At 37.8% G+C, this 16,758-nt stretch carries 12 protein-coding genes; 8 read left to right on the top strand and 4 right to left on the bottom strand.

The window, feature by feature from the left end; genetic code table 11:
- Positions 1 to 63 precede the first annotated feature (63 nt).
- The 3 genes from ABE34_RS17860 to ABE34_RS17850 form a co-directional block, all read right to left on the bottom strand.
- Positions 64 to 2,175 (bottom strand): MMPL family transporter, encoded by a 2,112-nt coding sequence (locus ABE34_RS17860; protein WP_197143809.1) that lies wholly within the window; start codon positions 2,173 to 2,175, stop codon positions 64 to 66.
- A gap of 183 nt (positions 2,176 to 2,358) precedes the next feature.
- Positions 2,359 to 3,375 (bottom strand): inorganic phosphate transporter, encoded by a 1,017-nt coding sequence (locus tag ABE34_RS17855; protein WP_197143808.1) that lies wholly within the window; start codon positions 3,373 to 3,375, stop codon positions 2,359 to 2,361.
- A 20-nt stretch (positions 3,376 to 3,395) separates the two neighbouring features.
- Positions 3,396 to 4,016, bottom strand: coding sequence for a DUF47 domain-containing protein (locus ABE34_RS17850; RefSeq protein ID WP_197143807.1), 621 nt, complete (start codon positions 4,014 to 4,016; stop codon positions 3,396 to 3,398).
- 562 nt (positions 4,017 to 4,578) lie between these two features.
- Between ABE34_RS17850 and ABE34_RS17845 the strand changes: the two genes are divergently transcribed.
- Positions 4,579 to 5,265 (top strand): ABC transporter ATP-binding protein, encoded by a 687-nt coding sequence (locus ABE34_RS17845; protein WP_197143806.1) that lies wholly within the window; start codon positions 4,579 to 4,581, stop codon positions 5,263 to 5,265.
- 1 nt (position 5,266) lies between these two features.
- On the top strand, positions 5,267 to 6,586 hold the full coding sequence (locus ABE34_RS17840; protein ID WP_197143805.1) for an ABC transporter permease: 1,320 nt from the start codon (positions 5,267 to 5,269) through the stop codon (positions 6,584 to 6,586).
- A gap of 285 nt (positions 6,587 to 6,871) precedes the next feature.
- Here the strand turns inward: ABE34_RS17840 and ABE34_RS17835 are convergent, their stop codons facing one another.
- Positions 6,872 to 8,032: a class I SAM-dependent methyltransferase gene (locus tag ABE34_RS17835; RefSeq protein ID WP_197143804.1), complete on the bottom strand. Its 1,161-nt coding sequence runs from the start codon at positions 8,030 to 8,032 to the stop codon at positions 6,872 to 6,874.
- 182 nt (positions 8,033 to 8,214) lie between these two features.
- Here ABE34_RS17835 and putP point away from each other — a divergent pair, with 182 nt between their 5' ends.
- From putP to menC, 6 genes are all read left to right on the top strand, one after another.
- Positions 8,215 to 9,702, top strand: a complete 1,488-nt coding sequence (gene putP / locus ABE34_RS17830; RefSeq protein ID WP_197143803.1) for a sodium/proline symporter PutP — start codon at positions 8,215 to 8,217, stop codon at positions 9,700 to 9,702.
- 157 nt (positions 9,703 to 9,859) lie between these two features.
- Positions 9,860 to 11,146, top strand: a complete 1,287-nt coding sequence (hflX, locus tag ABE34_RS17825; RefSeq protein WP_197143802.1) for a GTPase HflX — start codon at positions 9,860 to 9,862, stop codon at positions 11,144 to 11,146.
- 405 nt (positions 11,147 to 11,551) lie between these two features.
- Positions 11,552 to 13,039 carry a peptide MFS transporter gene (locus ABE34_RS17820; protein ID WP_197143801.1) on the top strand — a complete coding sequence of 496 codons (1,488 nt, stop codon included), beginning with the start codon at positions 11,552 to 11,554 and terminating at the stop codon, positions 13,037 to 13,039.
- A 609-nt stretch (positions 13,040 to 13,648) separates the two neighbouring features.
- Positions 13,649 to 14,794 (top strand): M20 peptidase aminoacylase family protein, encoded by a 1,146-nt coding sequence (locus tag ABE34_RS17815; RefSeq protein WP_197143800.1) that lies wholly within the window; start codon positions 13,649 to 13,651, stop codon positions 14,792 to 14,794.
- A complete protein-coding gene (locus ABE34_RS17810; RefSeq protein WP_197143799.1) occupies positions 14,794 to 15,618 on the top strand; it encodes a GNAT family N-acetyltransferase in 825 nt (274 codons plus the stop codon). Before ABE34_RS17815 ends, ABE34_RS17810 begins: the two co-directional genes overlap by 1 nt.
- Positions 15,619 to 15,640: 22 nt before the next feature.
- Complete coding sequence (gene menC, locus ABE34_RS17805; RefSeq protein WP_197143798.1) at positions 15,641 to 16,747, top strand: o-succinylbenzoate synthase; 1,107 nt, start codon at positions 15,641 to 15,643, stop codon at positions 16,745 to 16,747.
- Positions 16,748 to 16,758 lie beyond the last annotated feature (11 nt).

Here is a 16,758-nt window from a genome sequence, read left to right as displayed (position 1 = left end):
TTCTTTCAGATGGTGTCCGAACACAAAGCCGATTCCGGATGCCGAGGCATAATTGATGTCCGTTTATTTCTGTTTCTTCGCAAAGGGCAGCCACCAATTCCAGTCCCCAAAGAGCTTCATAAGACTAGGAACAAGCATGAGGCGAATAATAGTTGCATCGATGGCGACCGCAATTGCTATACCAACCCCAATTTGCTTCACGGGCATCACATCTGTAAAAGCAAATGCCCCTGTTATAACAATCATAATAAGCGCTGCTGACGTAATGATACGACTTGTAGAAGTTAGACCGTCAATCGTGGCACGTGTATTATCCGCCCCTTTTTGATATTCCTCTTGAATACGAGATATTAAAAAGACTTCATAGTCCATACTTAAGCCGAATACAAGACAAAATACAATTACTGGGATAATAAGGACAATCGTACCGGCTTCAATGCCCAAATGTCCATATTGGAAAATATAGACGAGAATACCGAAGGCTGATGAAAGTCCAATGATATTCATAATAATTGCTTTCAGTGGGATTAAAATAGAGCGGAAAGCGACCATTAAAATAAAGAACGTTGAAACGATAATAATAGATACAGCCAAGAAAATTTTACTAGCAATTTCATCGAAAATCTCTTGATTGAATTTCGCATGACCCCCGAGCGTAAAATCCACACCTAAATCTTTATCTTTCCATGTTCGAGCAAATTCTTGAGCGGTAGTGGATGAACCGGCTGCATCCAATGTAATTGGGATGAAAAGTTGTTTATCTTTAGCAAACGTGTTTAGAATTGGTTTTATTTGTTCTGCCACTTGTGGAGTTTTCAAAGAAGCAGTCAGTTCCTCGGGTGACTTAATGTTAGCTGTAGTATAAATGGTTGAAACATGATTTACTAATGGGTCATCAAGCAACTTTTCTTGAATAGTGTAAATAAGCTTTCTTGCCTCATTATCTTTCCAGCCATCTTTACGTTCGGCTAATAAATATAATGTTGAGGTATCGCCAAGTCCAAACGTCTCATCTAGCTGATCATAAGCAGCACGTGCCTCATATTTAGCCGGTAACGAATCCACCTGAGGAATTGTAAGATTAATATCCTTCAATGGAACCATGCCTATGCCTAGTAATAATAAAGCCGCAATAACGATGGCAACAGGATGTTTCATGACAAAACCGGCAAAACCACGCCAACGATTTGTACCATCAGATTTTACACGTAAAAGGCGCCATTTATTAAGGCGATCTCCTAATAACATCACCGTAGCAGGTAGCAAGGTTAAGCCGGAAAGTACTGCAAGAAATACAACAATTGCGCCTCCTAAAGCGATATTATGAAAAATCTCGACGTCAATGACAATCATGGCACCTAAGCCGATCATGACACAAGCAGCAGAAAAGATGATTGAACGGCCAGCTGTCTGTATAGACGTTTGGATAGCTTGTACAATGGATGTGTGAGCACGTTCTTCGCGATACCGGTTAATAAATAACAAGGCAAAATCAATACTTAATGCAAGTCCAAGCATGGGTACTATATTTAATACAAAAATCGATAAATTGACATTACCGCTAAACAAAGTCAATATTCCAAACGCAGTGACAACAGTAACTACGCCAATAACGATAGGTAAGATGGAGGCTACGACAGTACCGAAAGCTAGTAATAGCACTATGATAGCGATTGGTAAGCCTATTGCCTCTGCTGACGCTAAATCCTTTTGACTGGCTGTATTGATGTCCGCTGAAATAACAGGCCCGCCAGTAATGCTCACACCGTCATCCTCTATTAATGAACGAATGTCTTTCACTACATCAGGTAGCTGATCAACATTATTTTTAAGATGAATCATGGCATAAGCAATACCGTTCTTTTGTAAAGAAGCATCATCGAGAGGTGACTGGATTGAATGAATCTCCTTAATTTTTTCCAACTTTTTTAATGTATCTTGAATCTTCTTATCATCAGCTGGATTGAAGACGACTAAAATTGTCTCGGAAGGTAAATCAAATGTTTTGGCAAGCTCATTGGTTACGTAGGTATGATCTCCTTTCACGAAGAAACCGTCGCCATGAAGTTTACTTGGAAGTTGTATAGCAAACATAGCCATGGAAATGAAAATGACGAACCATAGGGCTACGATAGCTTTAGCGTGGGCTGTTATAAAAGCTGAAAAAGTTTTCATAATAGGTACTGTCCCCCTTTTAAAATAGTGTAAAGGATGTGTCACATTTTGTCGTGTAATAATGTAAAGACTCCTGTTCCTAATAAGGAACAGGAGTCTTAGTATGCAATCAAAATCAATTATGCCTTGGCATAATTGCGTGAAATTCGCATTTATCTCACCATTTATAGAGGTGGGAGGAAGTTAAAAGAATAACGATAATAAAAAGTAAATCGTAGCAGCCATAACTGCAGAAATTGGCATTGTAATAATCCAAGTAGTGACGATTTTACGCGCCATCCCCCAGTTTACGCCACGCACACGTTGTGCAGAGCCGACACCCATGATAGAGGAAGAAATAACGTGTGTTGTAGAAACTGGTAAATGAATTAATGTAGCACCGAAGATAACAGACGCAGATGCTAAATCTGCTGCAACTCCGTTTACTGGACGGATTTTCATAATTTTACCGCCGACTGTTTTAATAATTTTATAGCCACCGATAGAAGTACCAAGTCCCATTGCAGTTGCTGCTGCAGCTCGTACCCAGAAAGGAATTTCATCTCCTGTATACAAACCACCAGCGATTAACGCCATCGTCATAATCCCCATTGCCTTTTGTGCATCGTTTGTACCATGTGTAAAAGATTGAATGGCGGCAGTGAAAATTTGCATCGTACGGAAACCTTTATTCGTACGATATAAATTTAAGTTTTTAAACAATAATTTAAACAGTGTCATCATAATAAATCCAGCGCAAATCGCAAGGATTGGTGATAGCACTAAGGCCATAATGATTTTAGTGAAACCGCCATAGTTTAGAACGTCAAAGCCAGCAGATGCAACTGCTGCACCAGCAATGGAGCCAATCAGAGTGTGTGAAGAACTCGATGGAATACCGAAATACCACGTTAGTAAGTTCCAAATAATAGCGGAGATTAATGCTGCTAAAATAACGACTGAACCAGTTGTATCTCCATCAAAGGCATTTAAAGCGAATGGATCTACAATATCTTTTGTTAAAGCCTTTGCAACACCGACGAAAGTAATAGCTCCGATAAAGTTCATCACTGCAGCCATCATGATAGCTACGCGAGGTTTTAACGCTCTAGTGGAAACCGAAGTTGCAATAGCATTTGCTGTATCATGGAAGCCATTGATAAAGTCAAATGTTAGGGCAAAGATAACGACCAGTACGGTTAGAATAATGATTGTGTTCATTGTAAGTGCCCATCTCCTAATTACGCGTTACGCATGATAATTGTTTCCATAGTATTTGCAACGTTTTGGCAATGATCAGCGATATCTTCAAGTTGTTCATATATATCTTTATATTTAATAAGTCGAATCGGATCTTTTTCATTTAAAAATAGTTGTTTAATAGACGAACGTTGTACTTCATCACATTCACGTTCATAGTCCTTAATAAGAATTGCGTGTGGGCGCATGCCAATAAGATTCTTTTTCTTTAACTCTTCTGTTGCTTTCACAATTTCATCAGCACCTTTTGAAATATAGCCTAAGAAAGTACGCATTGATTCGTCAACTTCTGTTAGAGAGAACATTTCAAAATGAGCGATACAATGCTCCGTACCATCTAATACGTCGTCCATACGAATTGCAAATTCTAGAATGTCTTCGCGCTCGATAGGTGTCATAAATGATTTGTTTAGCATCACGATTAGTTCGTGAATGAGCTTATCACCAGCTGTTTCGTAATTTTTCATAGTAATGCTAATCTCTTTTAAGTCAGCTACACTGTTAATACGAAAATCATTTGCGTAATGTACGGCCTCTCTCATATTCTCAGCAATTTTATGCAAAGCTATAAAGAAAGGGTCTTGTTTTTTTGAGTTAAGCATGTAAATCGAATCCTCCTGGATATAAATAAATTGGCCTCTAAACTTTACTATCATAACAAAATCTTTAATTTATCTACATAAAATTTTTCTATTCCCCATAAAACTTTACAATCCTGTAATATACAATTTGCTCACAAAATAATAATGGAACCTCTGTATTTGTTTTTATTAATACAGAAAAACGCTTTAAAAATAGGTTTTATAAGGATTTATACTTTCTGTTTAATACAAAAGAATACGATGGATACATAAAATTTTGAATAACTTATATGTCAGAATTGTAAAGGGAATGTAAAGGGATTGTTTTGGCACAGTTTTCCCTTTTCTTAAGAATATCTTCATTTTTATCCTTCCACTTTATTAAGAATTCTTGTCTACAATGGAGAAAGAATGACTCATCACCATATATTTAGGATGATATTTGTTAAAAACATATCCATGTTGATCTTCGTTATGGCTGGCGACTCCTTGGGCATCAGCGATAAAGCGCCCAGTCGGAATGGAAATCAACCACACGTTATGGTGTTGGATTTAAAGAATGTGAAAGGGTGTTTATTTGAAAATGATTCAAGTCGAAAACTTACAACATACATTTTTAATTGGAAAGAAAGGCAAGGAAAAACAGGTTCCGGTATTAAAAGGTGTCAACTTTGAGGTGAAAAAAGGAGAGATTGTCGCAATTGTTGGTAAAAGTGGCTCCGGTAAATCTACCTTATTACAAATACTAGCTGGATTTATGAAATCTGAACAAGGATCTATTAAAGTAAATGGTAAAGAAGCAGCTAATTTTACTGAAGTAGAGAGTGCAGCCTTTCGCTTGCAACATTTCGGATTTATCTTTCAAAACTTTCAACTGATGCCAGGCTTAACGGCGTCTGAAAACATTGAACTACCATTGAAGTTACAAGGTATCAATAAAGCAATGCGTACTGAAAAGGTGAAGAAATTAATGGACAAGGTTGGTTTAACGGAGGTAGCAGACCATTACCCAAATGAATTATCGGGCGGTCAGCAACAGCGTGTTAGTATTGCGAGAGCCTTAATTACAAATCCACCTATTTTGCTGGCAGATGAGCCGACAGGAAGCCTTGACTCAGAAACAGAGCAAGATATATTGCTGCTCATTCAAAGTCTAAACCGTGAGCTTGGTTTAACATTCGTCATCATTACTCATGACGAGGAAGTAGCAACGATAGCACATCGACGTTTCTGCATGTACGATGGGGAACTTGTAAAGGAGGAAGCATAACATGTTATTTAAAGATCAATTAGATTTTGTTACACAGCATATAAAGAAAAATAAATTACGTGTGTTTATGACAGTACTAGCGGCAACGATGGGGTGTGCATTTTTGATTGTCCTCGCATCAGTTGGGTTTGGGCTGCAGGATTCCATACGTAATGAAATATTATCGGATGAAAATATTACGAAAATTCAAGTGTTTGGTAATGATCAATTTACAGAGGAACAAATCCATGAAATAAAAAGTATAGAACATGTGAAAACCGTACTTGAAACGATTACTGTCAATGCATCTGGACATTCATTTTTTGAAGACCGCGATACACTATCTGATGTATACGTTGCGAATATGCAAGATTTTGAGCAAGTAAGTGGCGAGCTTGCAAAAGGGAAGTATCCAACAAAGCCAAACGAAATCGTTGTAGGTTATCATTTTGCTCAAACATTAATAAATGATGCTGAGCGCAAAATTATTGAAGAGAAAAGTAAAAAAGCTGAAGCGGAAGGCACGTTTTATAATGGTAGTGAGGAAGGGTATAAGGACTCATTAATTGGTAAAGAAATCGAATTAGCATTAATGCCGCGTACTGATGGTGCAGAAGAGGGCGAGAAAATAAAGTATACGATTGTCGGTGTTATGAAGAAGCCTTCTTATGATTGGATGGTCAATAACTCTATTTATATGGATAAAGAGCAAAAGCCTATGCTAGCAACTAATTTAGCAGCAACGGGTAAGGTTAAAGAAGATGACATGTTTCTTTCAGAATTCAATATTTTCGCTGATAGTATGGAAAATGTAAAATCAATTTTAGACAAACTAAAAGACGATGGCTATAACGTTTATTCGGTGACTGAGCAGTTGGATAAAATGAATGTATTTTTCCTAGTTTTAAAGATTGGCTTAATTTTTGTAGGAACAATTGCTGTCTTGATCGCCTCGATTGGTATTTTCAATACAATGACAATGGCAGTTACAGAGCGTACTCGTGAAATCGGTGTTTTAAAGGCGATTGGAGCAAGTCCAAAGCTTATTCAACGATTGTTCTTAATGGAAAGTACGTTCATTGGTATTATTGGGACTTTAATAGCTGTAGTTATTTCATATATTATTAGCTTCGTAGCGAATGCTGCGCTGCCTGTAATTCTAGAGGCAGCAACTGGGGAAGAGGCATTTAGTAAAAATGACATTACATTTTCACTTATTCCTTGGCAGCTCGTTATTATTGCAGCAGCGATTAGTGTTGGTGTAGCGATGATTTCAGGCTATCGTCCGGCACGAAAGGCCACGAAAATTGACGTTATTCAAGCTTTACGACAAGAGCTATAATAGAAAGGGCGGTCCAAAAGTTATTGGACCGCCCTGTTAATTTGCTTAAGTAAATTCAGAAATACCCGCGGAAGGAAGACGAATACGCGCGTTCCGCGATGAAGTACCCGCGGAAGGAGAGTGAATACCCGCACTCCGCGATGAAGTACCCGCGGAAGGAAGGTGAATACCCGCGCTTCGCAATGAAATACCCGCGGAAGGAGAGTGAATACCCGCGCTCCACAATGAAATATCCGTAGGAAGCAGCATGAATCCTTGCACTTCACTCACAAATAACGCGGTATTTTATAGGTAAGCCTGTAACTCATTCGCTAAAAACGGCTTGGCATTTAGTAACTTTAAAAACGCATCGTAGCTAGCGCGCTGTTCAGAGCTTGGCTTTTTACCAGTATGATAAGCTCGTATTAAAATGTTTTTTGGTGTGTTTTCCATATCGATAAACTCCAGAAGTTGTGCCTCATAGCCCACAAGTGATAGTATTTCTGCTCGGATTGCGTCCGTTGCAAGCGCTGAAAAACGCTCGCGTACGAGACCGTGCTGAAGCATGATATCAAGAGCTGGTGTATTAAGCTGGCGATTTAGCTCATGCTGGCAACAAGGGACGCTTAAAATAACGCTTGCTCCCCATTTCACAGCGCGTGCCAATGCCATATCAGTGGCAACATCACAAGCGTGTAGAGTTACTACCATGTCCACAGCAGACTCATCATTATAATCATTAATATCTCCTACTAGAAATTCGAGTTGTTCATAGCCTAAATCTTGTGCGATTTGTGAGCATTCTTCGATGACTTCCTTCTTTAAATCCAAACCAGTGACACGAATGTCTAAGCCTTTTTCAATTTTTAAATAATGGTATAAGGCGAATGTTAAATAGGATTTGCCTGAACCGAAATCTAAAATACGAACCTGACGATCTTTTGGTAAATGTGTTAATGCATCATCAATAAATTCGATAAAACGGTTGATTTGTTTAAACTTATCGTATTTTTGTTTTTTTATTTTTCCTTCTTCCGTTTGTACGCCAAGGCGAATTAAAAATGGGTATGGCTTATCCTCTGCCAGCAAATAGTTTTTCTTGCGATTATGCGCTAAATTAACTTGCTTTGGCTTCGAGGACTTATCAGATTTCCATAGTACTTTGTTCTTTTTTGATAGCTGCACTTGTACTTTTTCATCAATAAAATCAATATGTGCTTGGCGGTAATCGGTAAAAAATGCTTCTAGTTTCTCAGGGAAATCTTCTAATAAAACATTTTCATGCTTTAAAATACGTTCAAATTGATATTCAACTTGTATATGGTAAGCGTCCTTCAATATTATAGGTTTTAGCTTTATACGTTTTACTTCGTTTGATTTCATACGTGGTTGACTGATTGTCGCAGTAACAAGTTGCTGTTGTAAAATCCCCTCTATAAGCTGAGCTTTCATTTCTTCAAATGTCATACATTTCGCCTTCTTTATCGTGTTTTAGATGGCACTAGTTTAACATACTTTATGATGTGCATAGCTATTATAAATTTGAGAGTTTGCTCGTTGAATAATTATAGGTTATCTTGTATGTTTGTGGTATTTTAAATATAGAGAATTTTTAATAAAAAGATTCATGGGGAATAAGGGGGAAAAATATGTCTGCAAACATGTATCAATTACTTTCGATTATCATCTATATGATAGCTATGCTAGGAATAGGTTGGTATGCATTTGTTAAAACATCTAATTTAACCGATTACATGCTCGGAGGGCGTTCGCTAGGTCCTGCTGTCACAGCGCTAAGTGCAGGTGCAGCAGATATGTCTGGATGGCTGTTAATGGGATTACCGGGTGCGATCTATTTATCTGGAATTGTTGAGGCCTGGATTGCTATTGGTTTAACGATTGGTGCCTATTTGAATTGGTTACTAGTAGCACCGAGACTACGTGTATATACACAAGTTGCCAATGACTCAATTACTATTCCGAGTTATTTAGATAATCGTTTACGTGACAACACAAAGCTAATAAGAATTGCGTCAGGTATTATTATTTTAATCTTTTTTACATTTTATGTTTCTTCGGGAATGGTTGCAGGAGGTAAGTTTTTTGATAGTTCATTTGGCTATGAATACCATACTGGTTTATTGATTGTATCTGCTGTTGTTGTAGCATACACATTGTTTGGAGGATTTTTAGCTGTTAGTTATACAGACTTTTTACAGGGTCTAATTATGTTTGTTGCACTTATTTCTGTACCGTTATTTGGATTGTTTTTAACAGGTGGAATTGGAGACACAATAGCATCTATTAAAGCTGTAAATCCTGAACATCTAAGTTTATTACCAGCAACTGCAACTGCTGCGGCAATTATTTCATCACTTGCATGGGGACTAGGGTATTTCGGACAACCACATATTATCGTACGCTTTATGGCAATAAGTTCAGTAAAAGAAACAAAGCAGGCACGTCGTATCGGTATTGGCTGGATGATGTTAAGTTTGTTCGGCGCGATTGCAACAGCTTTGGTAGGTGTGGCATATTATGAACAAAATGCGGGTGAGTTAAAGGACGCTGAGACAGTATTTATTGTACTTGGCCAAATCCTATTCCACCCATTCATTGCAGGGATAATGCTAGCTGCCATTTTAGCCGCGGTTATGAGTACTATTTCATCACAATTAATTGTTACTTCGTCAGCGCTTGTCGAAGATATTTACAAAGCTATATTTAATAAAACAGCAGATGATAAGCATTATGTTTTTATTGGCCGTGTTGCTGTTTTAGTTGTAGCTATTATCGCAGCGATTTTAGCATGGAATCCAGATAGTTCTATTTTAGGCCTAGTGGGCTTTGCTTGGGCTGGCTTTGGTGCAGCATTCGGTCCAGTAATATTGCTGTCTCTGTATTGGAGAAAATTAACAAATTACGGAGCTCTCAGTGGGATGATAGCAGGTGCTGCAACCGCCTTCGTTTGGGGGAAAATAAAGGTCTTATCTGAATCGTTATATGAGATTGTTCCAGGCTTCTTCGTATGCTTAATTGTAGCGGTTATTGTCAGCATCGTGACATATAAGCCGAATAAAGATATTGAAGAAGAGTTCGATCGTACTGAAGTATTGTTAAAAGAAGAACGTAAGTAAATAAATGTAGTGCGCCTTTTGTATAGAAGGCGCATTTTTTTAGATATACATGTTATAAAGGTAAGATAACTACTAAACAACACGAATTTGGACATTATATGGTAAGATGAAGAAAATTTGTCGTAGTAGCATCAAGGTATTGGTGGGAGGTTTGTGGATGGATAGAATTAAAGAAGTTGATGTATTGGTAGAAAAAGCTATTTTAGTTGGTGTAAATTTAAGGAATGATGACCATTTTGATTATTCAATGGAGGAGCTAAAAAATTTAGCTGAAGCTTTAAATGTTGAAGTAGCTGGCATTGTCACACAAAATTTAGAGCGAGTTACGCCATCTCATTATGTTGGAACAGGTAAAATTGAAGAAATAAAAAACTTTTATGATGAAGTACAAGCGAATTTAGTAATTTTTAATGATGAATTATCACCTTCGCAAATTCGTAATTTAGAGCGCGATTTAGAAACAAAGGTTATTGATAGAACGATGTTGATTTTAGATATTTTTGGACGTCGTGCTAAAACAAGTGAAGCCCAGCTGCAAGTTGAGTTAGCGCAATTGCAATATATGCTACCTCGATTGGTTGGATTGCATGCTTCTCTCAGTCGTCAAGGTGGCGGCACTGGTGGTGGTTTTAAAAACCGTGGTGCCGGTGAGACAAAGCTCGAGCTAGATCGTCGTAAAATTGAGGATCAAATTGCGAAAATTAAGAAGGACCTAGAGCATGTGAAGGAGCAACGAGAGACGCAGCGTAAACAACGACGTAAAAATGCTGTTCCTGTCGTTTCCATTGTTGGCTATACGAACGCTGGTAAGTCAACCATTATGAATCAGCTACTTACGAAAATAGGGCAGGAAGATCATAAACAAGTGTTTGAGAAGGATATGCTTTTTGCCACACTTGAAACATCTGTCCGTCAAATAGAATTACCTGATAAAAAGACATTTTTATTAACAGATACAGTTGGTTTCGTTAGCAAATTACCGCATCATCTAGTGAAGGCATTCCGCTCAACTCTAGAAGAGGCTCGTGATGCCGACTTATTACTACATGTTGTGGATGTTTCCAATTCTGAGCACGGCTTTATGATGGATGTAACAAATGAAACGCTTAAAGCAGTTGGCGTTGAAGGGATACCTACTATTTATGTGTATAATAAAGCTGATATAGCCAACGTTCCATATCCTGTGATCAGCGGTGATAATATTTGGATTTCAGCGAAGGAAGGGACTGGATTAGAGGAATTACTGCAAATGATACGTCAGCATATTTTCTCTGATTATATAACATGTAAAATGCTTATTCCGTATGAGCAGGGGAATATTGTCTCTTATTTAAATGAACATGCCTCTGTCTATGAAACAGCGTATGAAGAAAATGGCACACTGTTAACAATAGAGGCAAAAGAAGCGGATTATGCAAAATTCCAACAATATGTAATTAATTAATCACAGACATGTTTTAAAAACATGTTAGAAGCACTTCGTGTTTCTAACGTGTTTTTTTGTTGCAAAAGAAAAAGGAATTTATATCATTGTGGATTAAATTTTAGATAATACTAGCTTATTTGTTAATAAAGTAAATAATCAGATTATAAAATATTTTAGAATAATTTTGTAGAGGTTTATAAATTAGTAGATATTATAGAGTAGAAAAACTCAGGAATAGCAACAGGTTTGCTATAATTATAGTGAAACGAGTCTGAATTTAAAGAAAAGGTGTAAAATTCCAACATTTTTTAAAACTCTTGAAAAAGTTTTTAAAACACTTTAGTATGATGAAATAAAGTTTTTATCCTTAAAATTGGGTAATAATATTATTATTGAATAATGAAATCGGGAGAGGATATTTTTATGTCTACTAAAGATGAAATTGTAAAATCCGTCCCTCAAAATGGCTTTGTCGGACACCCTAAAGGGCTCTTTACATTATTTTTCACTGAATTTTGGGAACGATTCTCATACTACGGTATGCGAGCAATTCTGATTTTCTTTATGTATTATGAATTGCATGAAGGTGGCTTAGGCCTAGATCGTGGACTAGCGAACTCAATTATGGCTATCTACGGATCATTGGTTTACATGTCAGGGATTATCGGTGGTTGGATTGCTGACCGAATACTGGGTACACGTAGAACCATTTTTTATGGTGGCGTGTTCATTATGCTTGGACATTTCCTGCTAGCGTTACCTGGTGGCGCAAGTATTTTATTTGTTTCAATGTTCTTTATTGTCATTGGGACAGGCTTATTAAAACCGAACGTTTCAAGCATTGTCGGAGATATGTATGCTGATACAGATAGTCGTCGTGATGCAGGTTTTTCAATTTTCTATATGAGTATTAATATGGGATCATTCCTTGCACCATTAATTGTCGGAACAATTGGACAACAGTATAATTTCCACCTAGGCTTTGGTATAGCAGGGTTAGGGATGCTTATTGGTTTAATTATTTTTAAATTAACAGGAAAAAAATATTTAGGGTTAGCAGGGTTACAGGTAAATAACCCGTTACTGCCTGAAGAACGGAAAAAAGTCTTTACACGATTTGCGATTTTAGCGCTACTTATTATTATTGCTGGGGCAATTGGTATCAGAACTGGCGTACTAACAGTGAATGTTTTTGGTTTAATTATTACGGCGCTAGGTATTGTAATTCCAACGGTGTACTTTATTTATATGTATCGCAGTGAGAAAACAACGAAGGACGAGAAGTCTCGCGTGCTCGCTTATATTCCTTTGTTTTTATCGGCTGTAATGTTTTGGGCAATCCAAGAACAAGGGGCGACTATTTTAGCAACGTATGCAGATAGTCGTACACGATTGGATATTGGTAGTTTTCATATTCCATCTTCTTGGTTCCAATCGTTAAACCCTTTATTCGTCGTTACAATGGCTCCGTTATTTGCCATGTTATGGATGAAGTGGGGAGATAAACAACCATCTACACCGCGTAAATTCGCTTATGCATTATTCTTTGCAGGATTGTCATTCTTAGTGATGATGCTTCCAGCGTATTTATCTGGTGGTACAGATTTAGTAAGTCCATGGTGGTTAGTATTATCATTCTTTTTAGTTGTAGTTGGGGAGTTATTATTATCGCCAGTAGGGTTGTCAGTTACTACAAAGTTGGCTCCAAAGGCTTTCGCTGCACAAACGATGTCACTTTGGTTTTTAACAAGCGCAGCAGCGCAAGCAATCAACGCACAACTTGTAAAAGTCTATGAAGTGGTAAGTGAATTCACATACTTCGGTTTCTTAGGCTCATTAGCAATTGTTTTCGGGATCATAATATTAGTGCTTTCGCCAATTATTTCAAAAGCTATGCGAGGTATTAATTAATCAAAAGATGCAAGTACAGTTATCAAATAACTGTACTTGCATTTTTTTTTGTATTAAGGTGTTTTGATATTAGTAATTGAATTAATAAACGGAGGAGTTTTGCAATATTCATCGGAACGTTCGTGGAAGCTTCACGTTGTCTCTTAGAAACAAAGTAACGAATAGAACGTCATAAAGCATTCAAATATTAATGAAGGTCCACTTTATGATGCTAAGGGATTCTAAGTATTATTTTATTATTGTTCATCATCTAAAGTTGAAGACAACATTTGATAAAACATTTACTATGAATTGATTGGAGTGGAGACTGGGCGACTCCTTGGGGATCAGTAATAGAGGAACGAAGGCTATATGCATCAAATCCTGTGATAATGCCTTCGTGACCAACATCGTGTTGGCCCGAGCCTGCAGCGAAGCGAAGCGGCTCATCGGACGCCCCCAGGAAAGCGGCCAGCTGGAACGGAAATCAACCACACGTTATGTGATGAAAATTTATCTACGTTGTAGCATGTGGTTATTTTGCTGAATGCGGGACGTTTCTGTGTAGAAAAGTTTTTATTTTCATTTATAATAATCTTAATAGTATGATAATTTAAGGGGTTGGATGCTATGAAGGAAGCTTTGAATCGTTTGAGGCCAAGATTAATGGAGATTTTCACGTACTTGCATGCGAATCCAGAAATAAGCTGGTATGAGGTAGAAACAACAAATTATATTTTCGACTTACTAACTCGTGAAGGTTTTTCACCAATACGCTTTAAAAACAGTACAGGGCTTTATGTTGATGTAGGGAATGGTCAACCTAAAGTTGGTTTACGTACGGACATGGATGCGTTATGGCAGGAAGTAGATGGTGAATTTCGAGCGAATCACTCCTGTGGCCATGACGGACATATGACGATGGCAATCGGTGCGCTCTTACTTTTGAAAGAGCTTGCTCCATCATTCAACGGTACAATCCGGGTGATTTTTCAACCAGCAGAAGAGAAAGGAACAGGTGCTTTCTCCGTTTTAAAAGAAGGAGTCATTGATGATTTAGACTTTTTATTTGGTGTCCATGTAAGACCTGTCCACGAGCTTGAAGACGGTACATATTGTGCCGCGTTGCATCATGGAGCCTCTCGATTGATAGAGGGGGAAATCATTGGAGAGGATGCCCACGCTGCAAGACCTCACCTCGGCGTGAATGCCATTGAAGTAGGAGCAACTATTATCGAAGATTTACGAACGATTCATACAGATCCGATGATTCCTGTATCAATTAAGATGACTAAATTCCATGCAGGAGGAGAATCCGGCAATATTATTCCTGGGAACGCATCGTTCACCATTGATATACGAGCTCAACAAAATGATGTAATGGATGCACTTGCACAGGGAGTAAAGAGGGTTATTGATTCTTCCAAGATCTTGCATAAAGTGCAGATAGAATTACGTACAGTAGCAGATGTAGTAGCTGCTGAGGTAGATCCAACTGCTCAATATTTTATGGAGCAAGCAATTGTGCAAGCAACAGGCTTGTCGAATTTAAGAAAGCCTATTCATACACCTGGAGGAGAAGATTTTCATCATTATGCTGTGCAACGTCCAAAATTAAAATCAACGATGTTAGGATTAGGCTGTGGACTAGCACCAGGACTACATCATCCGAAGATGAAATTTAAGCAGGCAAGGTTAGTAACTGGAGTTGAAATTCTTACAAAAGCGGTATTGTTAGCACTGGAGTCAGGGAATACAAAGGAGGGGTCAGCATAATGTTAGAGAGAGTGCGTATTCAAAAAGTAATGACACCTAAAGAGGTAGCAGAAGTGCAAATTTTAAACGAAAGTATTTGGGGGAGTCAGGCTATTCCCTCTCATCAATTGTTAGCGGCTGTTCAAAATGGTGGATTAGTACTTGGGGCGTATTTAGATGAAAAGCTGATCGGCTTTAACTACTGCTTTGTTGGTTATGGACATGGAAAAATGTATTTACACTCACACATGATTGGTGTGGAGAAAACATATCGTGAACAAGGTGTAGGTGAATTATTAAAGCATGCCCAACAGGAGTATGCTAAAGAACATGGGTTTCAACTTGTGATTTGGCTATTTGATCCGCTAGAAGCATGTATGGCTAATTTATCGTTTTTGAAGCTCAATTCCTTTAGTCTTCAGTATGAAAATGATTATTATGGTCCGCTCAAGGATGATTTTAACGATGGGTTACCTTCAGATCGAATTGTCGTAGAATGGTGGATTGAACACGATCGAGTGGATGATTCCTTGGATGAACTGGAAGAGGGAGCCGAAGAAATTGTACCGTGGTCTTTAACGGTAGATGGCTTACCGGTGCTTGATATTGAAGGGGAATTTCAGCGAGAGCAACTATTTTATAAAGACGCTTATTTATTGTCCATACCTCAATATTTACAAAAGATGAAAGTGGAAAGTCCTAAGCTTGCAGAAGACTGGCGTTATAAAGTTCGTACTATTTTAACGACATTATTTGAACAAAATTATGCAATCGTTCGAATGAAAAAGCACAAGGAATATGTCCATAGCTATCTATTAGTCAGACGCTCCTTATTAGCTTTATAATAAGGATAAGGAGTGAAATCTTGTGAAACTAGAACAGATTACAGTTAGACATATAAAAATGCCAATGAAATCACCGTTTACAACGAGTTTTGGCACAATTGATGAAAAGGAATTCTTACTTATAGAAGCGATAGATCAATCAGGAACTGTAGGATGGGGAGAAGCTGTTGCCTTTGTAGCGCCTTGGTATACAGAGGAGACATTAAAAACAACATGGCATATGCTTGAAGACTTCTTGATACCTATCTTGTTACATAAAGAGGTTGGGCATCCAGATGAAGTTAATGCTTTGTTTTCCTCTATTCGTCGTAACTGCATGGCGAAGTCCTCTATTGAAGGGGCTATATGGGACATTTATGCTCAACAAACGAAACAATCACTTGCAAAAGCGTTAGGTGGACATAAGGAACAAATAGAGGTAGGTGTTAGCGTAGGTATTCAACCTTCCACCGAAGTATTAATAAATATATTGAAAAGCCATGTAAATAAAGGTTATAAACGAGTGAAAGTGAAAATTAAGCCTGGTCACGATGTAGAAGTTATTCGTGCTATACGAGCTGAAATGCCGGATCTTCCATTAATGGTAGATGCTAATTCAGCCTATACATTGAACGATATGGATGTATTGCAGCAACTCGATGCATTTAATTTATTAATGATTGAGCAACCTTTAGCTGTAGATGATATTGTCGATCATGCTAAATTACAGCGAAAGATAAAAACGCCTATTTGTTTAGATGAAAGCATCACTTCCTATGAAGATGCTCGAAAAGCGATAGAGCTAGGTAGTTGTGGTGTTATCAATATTAAAATAGGCCGTGTAGGCGGTTTAACAGAAGCAAGAAGAATTCATGATTTATGTAAGGAAAATAAATTTCCTGTTTGGTGTGGTGGCATGTTAGAGGCAGGGATCGGACGAGCGCATAATATTGCATTAACATCGCTCACTAATTTTGTGCTACCAGGGGATACTGCGGGCTCTAGTCATTATTGGTATGAGGATATCATTACACCTGAAGTAATTGTAGAGGATGGTTATATTCGTGTGCCACAAACAATTGGTATTGGATATACACCTAATATGAAGGTAATCGATAAGCTAACAATCAGCAGAAAGGTCTATCAATAATAGGTTTATCA

The organism is Lysinibacillus sphaericus (genome assembly GCF_015844675.1).
In the GTDB taxonomy this organism is placed as follows: Bacteria; Bacillota; Bacilli; order Bacillales_A; family Planococcaceae; genus Lysinibacillus; species Lysinibacillus sphaericus_E.
The sequence above is the reverse complement of the archived record's forward strand: the minus strand, read 5'-3'. Positions and strand labels throughout refer to the sequence as shown.